Annotated in this window: 12 protein-coding genes and 2 pseudogenes; 7 read left to right on the forward strand and 7 right to left on the reverse strand. The window is 59.4% G+C overall.

The window, feature by feature from the left end; translation table 11 throughout:
- Window positions 1–79: 79 nt before the first annotated feature.
- Window positions 80–523 (reverse strand): Lrp/AsnC family transcriptional regulator, encoded by a 444-nt coding sequence (locus tag F6S08_RS24025; protein ID WP_027605815.1) that lies wholly within the window; start codon window positions 521–523, stop codon window positions 80–82.
- 109 nt (window positions 524–632) lie between these two features.
- On the opposite strand from F6S08_RS24025, the gene F6S08_RS24030 reads away from it, so the two are divergent.
- Both F6S08_RS24030 and F6S08_RS24035 read left to right on the forward strand, forming a co-directional pair.
- Window positions 633–1,538, forward strand: a complete 906-nt coding sequence (locus F6S08_RS24030) for a DMT family transporter (protein WP_315872414.1) — start codon at window positions 633–635, stop codon at window positions 1,536–1,538.
- A gap of 244 nt (window positions 1,539–1,782) precedes the next feature.
- A complete protein-coding gene (locus F6S08_RS24035) occupies window positions 1,783–4,002 on the forward strand; it encodes a hypothetical protein (protein WP_315872415.1) in 2,220 nt (739 codons plus the stop codon).
- 119 nt (window positions 4,003–4,121) lie between these two features.
- Here the strand turns inward: F6S08_RS24035 and F6S08_RS24040 are convergent, their stop codons facing one another.
- The 3 genes from F6S08_RS24040 to fabF all read right to left on the reverse strand — a co-directional run bounded on the left by F6S08_RS24040 (window position 4,122) and on the right by fabF (window position 7,901).
- A complete protein-coding gene (locus F6S08_RS24040) occupies window positions 4,122–6,110 on the reverse strand; it encodes a U32 family peptidase (protein ID WP_315872416.1) in 1,989 nt (662 codons plus the stop codon).
- Between the two features lie 70 nt (window positions 6,111–6,180).
- Window positions 6,181–6,561, reverse strand: coding sequence for a RidA family protein (locus F6S08_RS24045; RefSeq protein WP_027605818.1), 381 nt, complete (start codon window positions 6,559–6,561; stop codon window positions 6,181–6,183).
- Window positions 6,562–6,632: 71 nt separating this feature from the next.
- On the reverse strand, window positions 6,633–7,901 hold the full coding sequence (gene fabF / locus F6S08_RS24050) for a beta-ketoacyl-ACP synthase II (protein WP_315872417.1): 1,269 nt from the start codon (window positions 7,899–7,901) through the stop codon (window positions 6,633–6,635).
- Between the two features lie 107 nt (window positions 7,902–8,008).
- On the opposite strand from fabF, the gene F6S08_RS24055 reads away from it, so the two are divergent.
- The 3 genes and pseudogenes from F6S08_RS24055 to F6S08_RS31540 form a co-directional block, all read left to right on the forward strand.
- Window positions 8,009–8,497, forward strand: a complete 489-nt coding sequence (locus F6S08_RS24055; protein ID WP_065927563.1) for a winged helix-turn-helix transcriptional regulator — start codon at window positions 8,009–8,011, stop codon at window positions 8,495–8,497.
- A 124-nt stretch (window positions 8,498–8,621) separates the two neighbouring features.
- A pseudogene (locus F6S08_RS31535) lies at window positions 8,622–9,389 on the forward strand (PAS domain-containing protein); the annotation flags it as partial.
- Window positions 9,390–9,500: 111 nt separating this feature from the next.
- Window positions 9,501–9,977: pseudogene (locus F6S08_RS31540) on the forward strand (methyl-accepting chemotaxis protein); the annotation flags it as partial.
- Window positions 9,978–10,029: 52 nt separating this feature from the next.
- On the opposite strand, the gene F6S08_RS24065 reads toward F6S08_RS31540, so the two are convergent.
- Together F6S08_RS24065 and F6S08_RS24070 are read right to left on the reverse strand one after the other, a co-directional pair.
- A complete protein-coding gene (locus F6S08_RS24065; protein ID WP_315872418.1) occupies window positions 10,030–11,352 on the reverse strand; it encodes an OprD family porin in 1,323 nt (440 codons plus the stop codon).
- Between the two features lie 376 nt (window positions 11,353–11,728).
- Window positions 11,729–12,598, reverse strand: a complete 870-nt coding sequence (locus tag F6S08_RS24070; RefSeq protein WP_065927560.1) for an oxaloacetate decarboxylase — start codon at window positions 12,596–12,598, stop codon at window positions 11,729–11,731.
- 301 nt (window positions 12,599–12,899) lie between these two features.
- Between F6S08_RS24070 and F6S08_RS24075 the strand changes: the two genes are divergently transcribed.
- Together F6S08_RS24075 and F6S08_RS24080 are read left to right on the forward strand one after the other, a co-directional pair.
- Complete coding sequence (locus tag F6S08_RS24075; protein ID WP_065927559.1) at window positions 12,900–13,856, forward strand: ABC transporter substrate-binding protein; 957 nt, start codon at window positions 12,900–12,902, stop codon at window positions 13,854–13,856.
- Window positions 13,857–13,878: 22 nt separating this feature from the next.
- Entirely contained in the window at window positions 13,879–15,204 is a 1,326-nt protein-coding gene (locus tag F6S08_RS24080; protein WP_065927558.1) for an LLM class flavin-dependent oxidoreductase, read from the forward strand.
- A gap of 34 nt (window positions 15,205–15,238) precedes the next feature.
- Here the strand turns inward: F6S08_RS24080 and F6S08_RS31545 are convergent, their stop codons facing one another.
- Entirely contained in the window at window positions 15,239–15,994 is a 756-nt protein-coding gene (locus F6S08_RS31545; protein WP_370671279.1) for a methyl-accepting chemotaxis protein, read from the reverse strand.
- Window positions 15,995–16,088 lie beyond the last annotated feature (94 nt).

The following is a 16,088-nucleotide window of genomic DNA, read 5'->3' on the forward strand; positions in this document are numbered from 1 at the left end:
CACAGCAAGCCCGTTCCCCACACAACAGGCCCGCTCACCATAACGGGCCCACTCTCCACAGGAATCGGTGTGTTACGGTTCAGTCGTTGGTCAGCGGCGGCAAACGTCGCTTCACCGGGGTTTTCTTGACGATGGCGGTGTTGGTTTCGGCATAGGCATTGATCCGATCCAGCAGGCTGTCGAGATGGTCCATGGTGCGCACGTGCAGGCGTGCGATAAAGCAGTCTTCGCCGGTGACCTTGTCGCATTCGGTGAACTCCGGGATCGCCTGGATCTGGCGCTCCACCTCCTGCAATTTGCCGGGCAGGGGGCGGATGCGCACGATAGCTTGCAGCAGGTAGCCGAAGTGCCTGGGGTCGATGTCGACGGTGTAGTGGGTCAGCACGCCGCGTTCTTCCAGGCGGCGCAGGCGTTCGCCCACACTGGGCGAGGACAGCCCGGTGATGCCCGCCAGGGCCTTGAGGGATAACCGCGAGTCATCCATCAAAGCGGCGATCAGTTGCTGGTCGATCGTGTCAATCATGGTGTTCGCCTAATAAGAAAAGGTGATTGCGGGATTTTGCCTTTTTTAGTCACTGGAGCCGCGCACAAGCAGATTGCCATAATTGAGCCTCACTTGAGGAGCATCAATCATGGGTTCATCCATCCGTCGCGGTTCGTGGGAAATGATCGCCGCCATGCTGATCTCGGGCACCATCGGCTGGTTTGTGCTGGTGTCCGGCGTGTCGGTGCTCGAAGTGGTGTTCTGGCGCTGCGTGATCGGCGGCCTGACCCTGTTGCTGGTGTGCGCGTTGCTCGGCTACCTTCGCCTGGACCTGCTCAGTTGGGCCACGTCCGGCCTGGCAATGCTCAGTGGCGTAGCGATTGTCGGCAACTGGTTGCTGCTGTTCGAATCCTACTCACGTGCGTCGATCGCCATCAGTACGGCGGTGTACAACGTGCAGCCGTTCATGTTGGTGATGCTGGCGGCGCTGTTCCTCGGGGAAAAGATCACCGTGCAGAAACTGGCGTGGTTGAGCGTGGCGTTCCTGGGAATGCTGGCGATCGTCACCGCCCATGGTAATCAGCCAACCGGCGACGATTACCTGGCGGGCATCGCCTTGGCGCTGGGCGCGGCATTGCTGTATGCGATTGCCGCACTGATCATCAAGCGTTTGAAGGACGTACCGCCGCATTTGATGGCGTTAATCCAAGTGACGACGGGCGCACTGCTATTGGCGCCGCTGGTGCCTTGGCATAGCTTGCCGGTCACCACCAACGCCTGGGCGGCACTGGCGACGCTCGGCGTGGTGCACACCGGTTTGATGTATGTGTTGCTGTATGGCGCGATCCAGAAACTGCCCACCGCCATCACCGGCGCACTGTCGTTTATCTACCCGATTGCGGCGATCTTCGTCGATTGGATTGCCTTCGGGCATCGCCTGGGTTGGCTGCAATGGCTGGGTGTGGCGGCGATCCTGCTGGCGGCGGCGGGGTTGCAGCGGGGCTGGTGGTGGCGTTTGCCGCACGGTGAGGAGGGCTCAGGACGCATTGTTTAAACGTCTTTCGAATGGCCATGGTATTTCCATGGAACAAATTCCTACGCCGTACCACATAGGGGGACAGGCTGAGATCGTGGATTGTTCAGATGTCAGCGAAAATTCTGCTATTTAGGGATGCCGGACGATGCAAGGCAATTTTCTCAGTGTTCCAATCCCCCGTTACTCAACCCCGATCATTCAACAGGAGCCCCTTTCACATCACCCGATGTTGAGTTCTACTGAGGCGGTCCAGGAGTCCGCAATGTCGACTCAAGCTGCCAGCAGTCGTAATTCGCCGGCAGGGCAACCTAAAAGCTCAGCGAGCTGGGTGAACTACCAGCACGGAGTGAATCTTGCTGAAGCCATAGAACCTGGCTCTTCTAAACGGATGACCTGGGAGGACCTGATCGCTTATCCAGGCAAACTCAACGGCCAGGCCGTCAGCCCGGAGCAAGCGCTTCTTATTGCAGCGACAAGAGTCGGGCCAGCGCTGGAATGGGCTGCGGCCAACGGTATTCTTCCGGAAAAGACCAGCTATGCACAAAGTGAGGTACACACCGCTTTATCAAGTCTTGATAAGCATCAGGAGAGCCTTGCAGGAGCAATTACAAACTTGGTCGCCCCCCTCCCTATGCGTAAAGATTATTTTACCGGTTGGCAGATGGTTTCACCTATTAAAGGACACAATGATCCAAATAACAAAAAATATAAAGTTGCCGCTTATAATGACAAACAGTTTGGTGAAGATTTCAAGGGTGATCTAGTCAACAAAAAAGCTGCGTATGGCGTGGTGATAAAACAACTGATATCCCTATTGCCCGTTAACGACCGACTCGCAATAGAACACGGCCAGGTTGAGTTGTATGCCCTGAAACCGCCTGGAGCGGGAGATGATCTGGCACGTGACGTTGTTTTGATCAAAGCGGTCCATAATGGGAAGACAACGGCCTATGAGGTCAATCCCCAGCTCGGGATCGCACGTCAACGTGTCGACTTAGAGGCGCTTTTTACGGGCAATAGCGTGATTGGCAGAAATAAACTGCCAGATGGCACTGACGCAAAGGAGTTCACTGTTTGGAAAAAGCCGAACATACAGGGGCGGCGTTATGGGCCGAAAGTTGATAACGAACATCCTGAAAAACCCAACAATCAGCCATTTTCCTCAAGTATTTATACGCTAAAGTTATTAGGAGAGTTTCCTGCATCACCTGCCAGTGCCAATGAAAATACTGTGCCCAACACGCTTTCCTCCAAACGATTTAGTGACGTCGCGAACACGGTATCCAGCCAGTTGTTTTATGCGAAAGACATTGACCTGTTGAATGTTGCGCAAAAGGATGAAACGCGAGTTTCCCCGGAAGAGAAGGAAGACCTGGAAAACTATCAGGAATTTTCAGCGTCCAGAGATAATCGACGAGAATTCTTGAAGGGCTTCGTCCCGTTTTGGCAGGGGGTCGAGGCGATCATTGCCGGACGCCCGATAGAAGGGATAGCGAAGATATGGATAGATATCCTTTCTTTTATGATGCCTGTTGACAAGGTAGTGGGGGGATTGGTCAAAGGGGGGATTCGACTGATCAAGCCTGTTCTTCCGGAGTTCGCGAAACTGTCGACAAACTTCGGTAGTTATACCCTCAAGTCTGGTATGGCCGGCGTTAAATGGGAGGGCGGGGTTCAAGGGTTGAAGTGGGCTCAGAAAGTTCCCCAGAACCTGGCCAAGGCGGCCGAGCAGTTCAAGCTAAATTCCACCCCCTTACTCAAGGCTGGCTCGGCCGTACGCGAAATAGAGTTTAAAGGGGCCAGCTATTTTGTGGCCAACAAGCCCGATGCCGGAGACGGCGTGCATTACTTGCTACGCGTACCCGATCCGAAAGATCCATCGAAACTGGTAAGTAGCAGCATTGTCGCCAAGCCAGACGAGAGCGGAATATGGTTAAGGCGAGGAGTTACTGGGGGTGGGCAAGTCATGGGCCGTAATGGCAGTGCATTGAATATGGCGTCACTTAATACGTTGGAACAGATGGAAACTACCCGCCAGTTTGTGGGGATCATGAACGTTAAAACCGGCGAAATACATGTAGGGCCGTCGACCCTTTTGGGTCATCCAGGTTCAGAAGTAGAAAAAGCCCTGCCTAAAGGTATGAAGTACATGCTCGCCGGGCACGAACGTGTCGAGCCGATGGGAGATCTTGTGAAAGTAAACGTCAACGGAGTTGAAACAGAACTTACCGGTCATGCTGCCATGGTCCATTTGGCCGGGGGAAATCTGAAAGATTATGTCGGTTTTTCCGGAGTCAAGAGAGCCGACGGGATACTTAGATTAAAATGGAATTCCAGAACACTTAACCCGGAACATGCTGCCTTTAAAACCAAGTATCACTTAGGCAACCCTGGGGAAGGCAGAGATTATGTGCTCAATATCAAATATCAAAACCGCGTAGTCGAACAGTTTGAAAAATCGGGTTTCGAAATTATTCGTTAGTAGGATTCGGGCAAGCCGTTGCTGTCTGAGGTACAGGTTTTGATACTTTGCTGGATTTGCGAGGTCAAACCGGCTCTTGCAGGGCGGATAGCGCACCCACCGTGCAAGAGGCAGTTGATTCAGTGTGGGGCGCGCACGATCGTCTTGAGCAGATCGTCCGGGCTGATATAACCCACCACACTGCCCGGCTGTGGCAACCCAAGGATATGCCCCTTGATCTTGCCCACCACGTGCATCTCGCAGGGTTTGCAGTCGAACTTCAACGTCAGCACTTCATCGCCGTGAATCAACTGCATCGGTGCGACCTTGGTCTTCACCCCTGTCACCCCCTTGGCCTGTTTAGGGCACAGGTTGAAGGAGAAACGCAGGCAGTGCTTGGTGATCATCACCGGCACTTCGCCTTTCTCTTCATGGGCTTCAAAGGCTGCGTCGATCAGCTTCACCCCGTGACGGTGGTAGAAGTCGCGGGCTTTCTGGTTGTAGACGTTGGCCAGGAACGACAGGTGCGCTTCCGGGTACACCGGCGGCGGCGTGGTCTCGGCCTTGCGCCCGCCACGGGGGTGGGCGGCAACACGGGCGGCGGTCAACGCTTCGATCACTTCGCGGCGCAATGCCTTGAGCTGCGAGTTGGGAATGAAGAACGCCTGCGGTGCATCCAGTTCGATACGGGTGGCGTGATACTCGGTGGTACCGAGTTGGCCAAGCAGGTCGCGCAGGGTGTCCAGCGCCTGTTCCGGCTTGTTGGCCACGCCGAACGGGCCGGGCAGGGTGACGCTGGCGTGGATGCCTTCTTCGCTGGTGGCGGTGACGTCCAACTGCTCTTCACGCAAACGCGCGACCCATGACAGGCCGATACGGCGTTCGGCCGAAGTCTTGAGCAACGCCTGCTGCCAGTTGTGGTCGAGGTTGCGGTTCAGCGGGTGGTTCGGGCGCAACTGATGCAGGCCGGCCGGCATTTCGTTCGGCTCGACGCGATAGCGGTAGCGCTTCTCACCGTCTTCCTCGAACTCGCCCTTGGGCTCGGCGATGTTGGCGCGGAAACCCACCACTTCGCGCTTGACCAGCACATTGAGGCCGTCGCCGTTGGACAGCGGCTCATGGGTGATCACTTGCAGGTCACGCTTGCCGGCTTTTTCCACCACACCCACCGGCAAACCGGTGAAGGTCGGGGTGTCGAAGGCGCCGATGTCGATCTTGCGGTCGCTGACAAAGTAGTCGGTGCTGCCACGGTGGAAGGTTTTTTCCGGGTCGGGCAGGAAGAAGTGCGCGGTACGGCCGCTGGACGCGCGGGCGAGGTCCGGACGGTCTTCGAGGATTTCGTCGAGGCGCTGGCGGTAATAGGCGGTGATGTTCTTCACATAGCCCATGTCCTTGTAGCGGCCTTCGATCTTGAACGAACGCACGCCGGCTTCCACCAGCGCGCGCAGGTTGGCGCTCTGGTTGTTGTCTTTCATCGACAGCAGGTGCTTTTCAAAGGCCACGACGCGGCCCTGGTCGTCTTTCAAGGTATACGGCAGGCGGCACGCCTGGGAGCAGTCGCCACGGTTGGCGCTGCGGCCATTTTGCGCGTGGGAGATATTGCACTGCCCGGAGAACGCCACGCACAGGGCGCCGTGGATAAAGAACTCGATGGCGGCATCGGTCTCGTCGGCGATGGCGCGGATTTCCTGCAGGTTCAGCTCGCGGGCCAACACCAACTGCGAGAACCCGGCCTGGTCGAGGAACTTGGCGCGGCCCAGGGTACGAATATCGGTCTGGGTACTGGCGTGCAGTTCGATGGGCGGGATATCCAGTTCCATCACGCCCAGGTCCTGCACGATCAGCGCGTCGACACCGGCGTCGTAGAGCTGATGGATCAGCTTGCGCGCCGGTTCCAGCTCGTTGTCATGCAGGATGGTGTTGAGGGTGGTGAAGACGCGGGCGTGGTAACGACGGGCGAATTCCACCAGTTGGGCGATATCGCTCACCTCGTTGCACGCGTTATGGCGCGCGCCGAAGCTTGGGCCGCCAATGTAGATGGCGTCGGCGCCATGCAGGATGGCCTCGCGCGCGATGGCGACATCGCGGGCAGGGCTGAGCAATTCCAGGTGATGCTTGGGCAAGGACATAGTTTTTTTAGTCAGGCTTGTCACGGTTGAGGCGCGCATTGTAGCTGTGAAATGCCTGACCGGCATTACTTCAGGCTTGAGCGGCCATCGCGGTGACTTCCACACGCATGCCGTCTACCGCCAGCGCAGCCACGCCAACCGCCGCACGCACGGGCCAGGGCTTGGCAAAAAAGCGTTTGTAGACCTCATTGAAGGCGGCGCGGTCGGCCATATCGGTCAGATAAATGGTCAGGTGCATGACCCGGTCCATGGAGCTGCCGGCCTTTTCCAGGGCCACTTTCAGCGCTTGCAGGGTGCATTCGCTTTGCAGGGTGATATCGCCCAGTTCCAGGCTGCCGTCGGCGCGGGTCGGGATCTGGGTGGAGACCAGGATGCCGTTGAAACCGACAACGTCGGAAGAAATCGAGTCGGCATCCGGATCGGGGGTGTAGGACAGGTCGTGGTTGGCCATGGGCGCCTCTGGTTGGCAATAACGGAAGGCGCCATGGTCCCCGAAAACAATCCCAGGGGCAAACCGCTGGCTTATACCCAGCGGCGGAACAACACGCTGGCATTCACGCCACCAAACCCGAAGCCGTTGGACAGCGCGTATTCAATCGCCATCGGCCGCGCGTCACCGCGCACCATGTCAAGGCCCTCGGCCAGGTCATCCGGTTGTTCCAGGTTGAGGGTCACCGGTGCGACCTGATCGCGCAGGGCAAGTACGGTGAAGATCGCCTCAATGCCGCCCGCGGCGCCCAGCAAATGGCCAGTGGCGGACTTGGTCGAGCTGATCGCCAGCTGGCCACCCACACCGAATACGGTCCTGATGGCTGCCAATTCGCCTTTGTCGCCCACCGGCGTCGAGGTGGCGTGGGCATTCAGGTACTGCACCGCGGACGCCTCGATCCCCGCCTGACGCAACGCCTGCGTCATCGCCCGGCGCGCACCGTCGCCGTCTTCCGGGCCGGCGGTCATGTGGTAGGCATCGGCACTGGTGCCATAGCCCACCAGCTCGGCAATCGGCTGGGCACCGCGTGCCAGGGCGTGTTGCAGTTCCTCGATGACCAGGATGCCGGCGCCTTCGCCCATGACAAAGCCGTCACGCGCCTGATCGAACGGGCGCGAGGCGCGCTCGGGGGCGTCGTTGAAGTCGCTGGACAACGCCCGCGCCGCCGCAAAGCCGCCCAGGCTGACGCGGTGGATCGCCGCTTCGGCGCCACCGCACACCGCCACGTCCACTTCACCGGCACGGATCATCCGCGCAGCGTCGCCAATCGCCTGCACCCCCGCCGCACAGGCCGTGACCGGCGCTCCCAGCGGGCCTTTCAAGCCATAGTTGATCGACACATGCCCGGCGGCCATGTTGCTCAGGAACGATGGAATGGTGAACGGCGACAAGCGTCGCGGCCCCTTGCTGTCGGTGGTACGTACCGCCTCGGCGATGGCCGGAAAACCGCCGACGCCCGAGGCGATGATGGTGGCGGTGCGTTCCTGCTGCTGCACGGTGTTCGGGGCCCAGCCGGCCTGCTTCAGGGCTTCGTCGGCCGCCGCCAGGGCGAACAGGATGAAACGGTCCATCTTGCGCTGCTCTTTTGCGGCCAGCAGGCGATCAGGATCGAACCCGGCTTCGGGGTCCTGCAGCACGCTCTGCACTTGGCCGCCGATGCTGATAGCCAGGTCGCCGATCAGTTCTTCAGGCAGGCGACGAATGCCCGACTGCCCGTTCAACAGGCGTTTCCAGGTTGACTCCACGTCAGCGCCCAACGGTGTCAGCGCACCCATGCCTGTCACAACGATACGTTTACTCATGATCAATCGACTCCGGTTGCATTGAGGGTTCAGACTCTATGGACGTCACTATCATGATGAAAGTAACATGGCGTCACACAACTTTGCACCGGCCCCTAGGAACCTTTATGCAACGCAAGTCCCTGACCCGCGACGAATGCCCCATCGCCCGCAGCCTCGAACGGGTAGGGGAGTGGTGGAGCATCCTGATCATGCGCGACGCGTTGCAGGGGTTGCGCCGCTTCGATGAGTTTTCGCGCAGCCTGGGCATTGCGCCAAACATGCTCACGCGCCGCCTGACAGCGTTGGTGGAGGCGGGGATGCTGGAGCGCAGGGCCTACAGTGAGCGGCCGCCGCGCTATGAATATGTGCCGACCGCCAAGGGCGAGGATTTCCGCATGGTGCTGATGTCGCTGGTGGCGTGGGGCAACCGGCATTACGCCGAAGAAGGCACCAGTGTCGAGTTGGTCGAGCGGGACACGGGGCGGCCGGTGCAGCCGATGTTGGCGAGTGCAGAGGGACACATCGTGCCGTTGGAGGACTGTGTGTTGCAGGCCGGCCCGGCGGCCAGTACCGGTATGCGGGAGCGCTTGGCTTCGCTTGCCGCAAAGCCTTGAATCCTGCGGGCTCAAGCAATAATTTGACGCCAGAAAATAATCCTGCTGCGCCCCTTAAAGTCGCGTATTTCCCAGCCGATAGCGAGTCAAGACACAGGTTTTTCCGCACGGCTGAGGGCTCGTCATGTTCAATACAACACTCAAAACCGAACTGGCGGCCAGGACGGCCGAAGTCACCGAGTACAAAGGACTGATCAGCGCCCTGGAACGCTCCATGGCGGTAGTCGAATTCGACCTCAACGGCAAGGTCCTGCGTGCCAACGATAACTTCCTGAAAACCCTGGGCTACAGTCGCGACCAATTGGCGAGCAAATCCCACCGGGACTTTTGCTTGCCGGCGCTGACCAACAGCCCGGCCTACAGCCAGTTCTGGGGGGAACTCAAGGCCGGTAAGTTCGTGTCGGGCACCTTCAAGCGCGTGGATGCCCACGGCAAGACCGTCTGGCTGGAAGCCAGCTACAACCCGGTGCTGGATGAGCGTGGCCAAGTGCTGAAAGTGGTCAAGTACGCCCTGGATGTCACCGCCAAAGTCGAACAGGAGGCGGCGACCCGCAGCAAACTGGCCGCAGTGGATCGGGCCATGGCAGTGATCGAGTTCGACTTGAACGGTCAGGTGCTGGACGCCAACGAGAACTTTCTGCACGTCATGGGCTATACGCTGGCCGAAATCAAAGGCAAGCACCACCGCCTGTTTTGCGAACCCAGCCTGATCAACAGCAGCGAGTACACCGACTTCTGGCGACGCTTGAACAACGGTGAATTTTTCACCGGGCAATTCAAACGTCTAGGCAAGCATGGCCGTGTCGCGTGGCTGGAGGCCAGTTACAACCCGGTCTACGACGGCGACGGCACGCTGATCAAGATCGTCAAGTTTGCCAGTGACATCACTGAACGCGTGGAAAAGTTCGAGGAAGACTCACGCGGCGCCTCCCGGGCCTACCATATTTCCTCCGAGACCGAGCGGTTTGCCGAGCACGGTACCCAGGTGATCCAGGATACGGCGACAGAGATGCGCCGGATCGCCGAGAACATCGGCGCATCGGCGCGTCTGGTCGGGCAATTGGGCGAGCGCTCCGAGCAAATTACCGCCATCGTCAATACCATTCGAGGCATCGCCGACCAAACCAACCTGTTGGCCCTCAACGCGGCCATCGAGGCTGCCCGTGCGGGCGACCAAGGGCGTGGTTTTGCCGTGGTGGCCGATGAGGTCAGGCAGTTGGCGGGGCGTACCAGCCGCTCTACCGCGGAAATCGCCGAGATGATTGGCATGATCCTGTCGGAAACCCGCGACGCGGTGGCCAGCATGAGCTCCACCCAAGAGGGCGCGCAACGCGGTGTGAACCTGGCGGACCAGGCGGGTTCGGTGATTTTGCAGATTCGCACCAGCACCAGTGATGCGGTGCAGGCTGTGAGTATGTTTGCGTCGAAACTGGATGAGTCGGAAGTGATTCCGAAAACTGCCGTCGGCTGGGTAGGCTGATCGCGTCTTAGGCGTGGAGAGGGAGCCATTCCCTCTCCTGACAAGGCTCCCTTTACAGCAAGGTGAACGGGTAGTCGACGATCACCCGTAGCTCATTCAAGTCGCCATCGCGCTGGTCGGCGTTGGACGTCACGATGGCATCACGCACGCGCAACGACAGGTTTTTCGCCGGGCCACTCTGGATCACGTATTTGGCCTCCACGTCCGTCTCGTGATGGGCGCCGTCGGCACCGTAATCGCCGGCATAGGCGCTGTTGACCGGGGTGTGGGTGCCGTTGATGTCCGAACCGTTGATATAACGGCTCATGAAACTCAACCCCGGCACGCCATAACTGGCCATGTTCAAGTCATAACGAATCCCCCACGACTGCTCGCCCGGCCCGTTGAAGTCGCCCCACTGCACCGAGTTGGCCAGGAACACCGAATCGCCACCTTCACCCGCGCCGTTGTTACCGGTGCCGATGTAGTCAAAGGGCGTGTCGCCGTGCACCTTCTGGAACGACAGCGTCAGCGTGTGCGCCTGCAGGAACGAATAGGCCGCCGCCACCGAGTAGGTGGTGTTGTTGATCGCGCCGGCCTTGGCGGCGCCGGTGTCGAGGGTGCGGTACAGGTTGCCGTCCAGGGCCAGGGATTGGTCATGGGGAAGGGCGATGACGTAGTTGAGGTTGGTGTAGTACTGGCGCCAGATGTCTTCCAGTTCGCCGGCATACAGTGTCGCGCTCAGTGACGGGGTGAAGGTGTATTTGCCGCCGACAAAGCTCGCGCTGTTGGCCGCCACGTTGGCGTAGGTGGCGTAAATATCGTGGTCATGGTTGCTGGTCATGCCGCTGTTGGTGCTGGTGAAGTGCCCGGCTTCCAGGTCCAGTCCGCTGATTTCGCTGCTGGTGAGATCAAAGCCGGTGGCGGTCTGCGGCAGCAGGCGGGTGCCGCCGGTGGCGAAGACCGGCGCGGTGGGCTGCATGTCACCGAACTTCAACTGGGTCTTGGAAATTTTGAGTTTCACCGCAGCACCGACGGAACCGTAGGCATTCTCGGGATCGCCGTGCCGATCGGTCGGCAGGTCGCCGGTGCCGGCGTCCGCGTGGGTAGCGTCGAGTTTCAGCGCGCCGTAGGCGTAGGCATCCACGCCAAAGCCGAGGGTGCCCTGGGTGAAGCCCGAGGCGTAGTTGAGCATGGCGCCCTGGGCCCAGTCGCGGTTGTCGGCCTTGCCGCTCGCACGGTCGCGGTCGAAGTAATAGTTGCGCAACAAGCCGGTGACGCTGCTGCCGTCGATAAAACCCTTGGCATCGGCCTGGTCCGTGACGGACTCGGCAAACGCCACGGGGCTGATACTGGCGCACACCGCCAGCGCCAACAGGCTCCACTGTTTAATCATGTTATTAACTTCCCCGGAATAATGAACGCGCACAGAAACGCCGCACTGTCTGGCAGGCGTACACGCTTGTATGGGCAGAATTTTAAAGTGAGGCGTTACGGTTTCTTATTGTCTTCGACGGGTTTGCCGAAGCTGACTCCAGGCAGATTTTGCGCGGCCTGCAGGTGTGCCGGGGATGAAACTCGATTAATTAAACTTCACTATTTTTAATCGGCGGGAGGTGTAGCGTGGGGACTGTCTTAGCCGCTCTGCTTCGACAATACCCTTTGGTTGCCGCCGTAGTTGCTACGGCGGATTTTTTTCCATGGGGAGTTTTTAAGTTGAACTAACAAGGGCGAGGGCGCTGGAGTAATTGGCCCCTTACTCCACGCAGTTATTACTCTTCCACGTCCATGAACTCCTTGGCCCACGCCACGTAACTTTCAGGCAGCGTGTAGGTATGGGTCAGTTCCGTCGCACTGAGGTTCGAGGTGCTGTGGGTCAGCTGGCGCTGGGCACGGAGGCTGTCGTAAGTAGCCTTGATCGCCGCAAAGTACGCGCCATGGCCGGCAACCACCACGCGCACGCCCAAATCCGCCAAACGCTGGGCGTCGTTGAGCTTGGGATTGCCGTAGGTCACCAGCATCAGCGGGACGGTGAGGTTTTCCGCGATCTTCTCCAGGTGCTCGAAGTCGCTGACACCCACCATGCAGATGCCGTCGGCACCGGCTTTCTGATAAGCCCGGGTGCGCTCGATCACCGCTTCGGTGGACAACACGCCGGCGTTGGTCCGGGCGATGATCGACAGTTCAGGATCGACACGGGCTTCCAGGGCGGCGCGGACCTTGCCGATGCCTTCCTGGATGGAAATCAGGTCGGTGGATTTACGCCCGAATTGTGCAGGCAGCAGCGTGTCTTCAATCGTCAATGCCGCGACGCCGGCGCGCTCAAGCTCTTCGACGGTGCGCATCACGTTGAGTGCATTGCCGTAACCGTGGTCGGCATCGGCAATAAAAGGCAACTGGGCGACGCGGCCGATACGGGTGGCCTGCTCGACGAACTCACTCAGCGTGATCAAGGCAAAATCGGGCGCCGCCAATACCTGCAACGACGCGACTGACCCTCCCAGGATACCCACCTCAAACCCCAGGTCTGCCGCGATACGGGCGGACATGGGGTCGAATACGGAAGCGGTTTCAACGCAGCTCGGCTTGGCCAGCAATTCGCGGAAGTTGCGGCGCAGCGTCGAATGAGATTTTTTGGGCATGTTCTTTCCTGGCTCTGGTCATCGTCACGTGACGATCTATGTCTATTCGTGGTCGCGCGAGATTACCATGCAGGCGGGTCGGGGATTATGACGTTTGAGCATGGGGTATGCTGGAAACAGATGGTGCATGCTGGCCTTAAAATGCTTATTTCGCATTATTATAGAATTACGTTATGCATTATAAGAAGTTTACAGCGGCCGATCCGGTCCTTATGGTGTGGGCAGATTATTCCTGTGAACACTATCGAGACCGTACGCGCGGATCGACTTGAACGGCCTGACAAGGCATCTGGAGACGAACGTGCGTTACCTGACGAGACTGGCGGCCGGGTTGGCGGCCGTATTGCTGTGCCTGACCGCGAATGCGCAAACGCTGGTGGTGGGCGACCAAAGCTACAACGCCCAGGCCGCGATGGAAGCGGCGGGGGTGCTTGAAAACCTACCCTATACCCTTGAATGGAAGCAGTTCACTGCCGGGTCGCCGGTTGCCGAAGCACTCAACGTCGGCAGCCTGGACATTGGCTTGCTGGGTGATGCGCCCGTGCTGTTCCTGGGCGCATTAGGCGCGCCCATCAAAGTGATTGCGGTCAGTCGGCAAAATCTCGACGGCGTGGCCATTCTGGTGAAAAAGGATTCGCCGATCAGGAGCCTTGCGGATCTCGCGGGCAAACGTGCGGCCATCTGGAAAGGCTCCTGGAGCCAGCAACTGCTGTTGACTGCGCTGGATAAAGCCGGCGTGCCACGAGACTCACTGGAGTTGCGCTACCTCAGCGCGCTGGACGCCTCCCATGCGTTGGAAGGCGGTTCGGTGGACGTTATCGCCACCTGGGAACCTTACGTTACGCAGCAGGAACGCCAAGGTGCGCGGGTGCTCGCGACGGCTGACGGATTGATTCCGGCCCAGAGCTTCATTGCAGCCAACGCCCGTGCCGTCGAAGCCAAGCGTGTGCAGATCAGCGATTTTCTCCTGCGCCTGAAAAAGGCGCGTGACTGGGCTCGCCAAACCCCGGCCAACACCGACGCCTATGCCGATGCGTGGGCCAGGCGTACGCGTGCGGACGCCGGTATAGCGCGCGCCTGGTTTGCCCGCGCGCGCACCACCGTCGAGCCGGTGACTGCCCAGTCGCCAGCAGAGGCGCAAAAAACCGTGGACTTTTTTGCCGGCCAAGGGCTGGTCAAACCGTACCCGGCAGCCAATCTGTTCGATCAGTCATTCGCGGCGTCCTTGCAGCCAGCCGTCGCTGATAACCAGCCGTGAGGCGTCAAGGAATACTCTGGACATGACCAACAGACAGCTCAAACTGGGTGCCTTGACTATGGGCAGTGGCGGGCCGGGTCGCCATAACCTGTGGCTCGATCCTCAATTACCGGCCGACGCCAGCGTCAACGTCGATTGGTACATCGATATTGCGCGTCAGGCCGAGGCGGCGTTGTTCGACTTGATGTTTATCGTCGACAGCCAGTTCATCACACCGGGGTCGCCCTCCCATTATCTGAATCGGCTGGAACCGCTGACGCTGCTCTCGGCACTGGCTGTGAGCACACGCCATATAGGCTTGGTCGGTACGCTGACCACCTCTTACAACTCGCCCTACAACGTTGCGCGGCGCCTGGCTTCACTGGACCTGATCAGCAAAGGTCGTGCGGGATGGAACGTGGTGACCAGCGGCGATGCCGGCACGGCAGGCAACTACAGCCGGGACGAACACTACGATTACGACACGCGCTACGGCCGAGCGGCTGAACACGTCCAGGTTGTGCAGGGCTTGTGGAACTCCTACGAGGAAGATGCCTTCGTGCGCGACCGGGCGACCGGGCAGTTTCTCGACCCGAGCAAACTGCATCGCCTGAATCACCAGGGCGAGCACTTTTCGGTGGTCGGCCCGCTGAACATCCAACGCTCACCCCAAGGCCAGCCGGTGATATTCCAGGCCGGTGATTCGCCGCAGGGGCGCGAGCTGGGTGCCGCCACCGCCGATGTGATCTTTACCCATGCCGCCAGTATCGAGCAGGGCCAGGCTTTCTACCGCGATATAAAGGGCAGGGCAGCACAAAGGGGGCGCGACCCGGAGCAGATACTGGTCATGCCTGGCGCTGAAATTTACGTCGGCGACACGGATGAGCACGCCCGTGAAATCGAGCAGCACTACCATCAGGTCGACCACAGCTTTGAACTCGCACTGAAGGAATTTGGACGTAACTTTGGCTGGCATGATTTCAGCCAGTACGACCTCGATGCGCCGTTTCCCCAGGCAAGCCTCGAGTCTGCGCGCAGCAGCTTTTTTACTGCGGCCAAACGGATTGCCGATCAGGCGCGCGAGAAAGGTTTCACGCTGCGCCAGGCCGTAGAGTTTGGTCGACAACTGCGTCCCGGCGCATTCGTCGGCACAGCTGACACGGTCGCGCAGAAAATGGCCGACTGGTTCGAGGCCCGCGCCGTGGATGGCTTCAACATCTACATCGGGCACCCCGAGCAATTCAAGCGTTTTACCCAAGACGTCATACCGTTATTGCAGGCGCGTGGCGTCTATCGCAAAGCGTATGAAGGGACGACCTTGCGCGAAAGCCTGGGGTTGCCGATTCCGCGCTTTGAGCGCCGCAGTTAGTGCCTCAACGCCCGGCGCACAGAAAACACAGTGGTTAAATCTTGAATTGCCTCAACAGGCCTTCCAGGCGATGACCGATGGCGTACAGCTCATCGACCGTGTGTACGCCGCTTTGGGTCTGGTCTGCGACGTTTTCAATCGCGCGGGCTATCTGGTGGACGCTGCGATTGATGGCTTCGGCAACCGACGTCTGCTCTTGCGCGGCGCTGGCGATGTGCGCGTTCATGGTGTTGATGGTAACGATCAACTCGACCGCCTTGCCCAGCGACTGCCCGGCTTGTCCCGCGTGCAGGCTGGCGCCATGACCTGCTGCGCCGGAGTGACTCATTGCAGTGACGACCTTGGTGGTGGCCTGGTCAAGGCGCTCGATCATCGCTTGAATTTCCTGGGTGCTGAGTTGCGTCCGGCTTGCCAGCGCGCGTACTTCGTCGGCAACCACGGCAAATCCGCGACCTGCATCCCCGGCCCGGGCGGCTTCGATCGCGGCGTTGAGTGCGAGAAGGTTGGTTTGCTCGGCGATCGAGCGGATTACATCCAGCACCGTGACAATGCCTGCTACATCGCCTTGCAGGCTTTTCAGCGAGGCGCCTCCCGCGGACAGGTCCTCGGTCAGGCTTCCCAACCGGGTGATGCTTTCATTGACGACCTGCCTGGCGTGCTGGGCCTGCACATCGGTTTCGCCCGCTGCCTCTGAAGCGCTCTGGGCACTGTTGGCGACCTCTTGCGCCGCAGATGACATCTGATTGATTGCTGCAGCGACTTGATCGGTTTCCTGGCGTTGCTGTTCCATGACCTGATCGATGCATTTGCTCTGTTCGGCCACCTGGGTCACGGATGTATTCAATTCTCTGGCAATGCCGACGATCTGGCCGACCAGCCCATGA

Source organism: Pseudomonas sp. JV449 (assembly GCF_032424295.1).
GTDB classification, from domain to species: Bacteria; Pseudomonadota; Gammaproteobacteria; order Pseudomonadales; family Pseudomonadaceae; genus Aquipseudomonas; species Aquipseudomonas marginalis.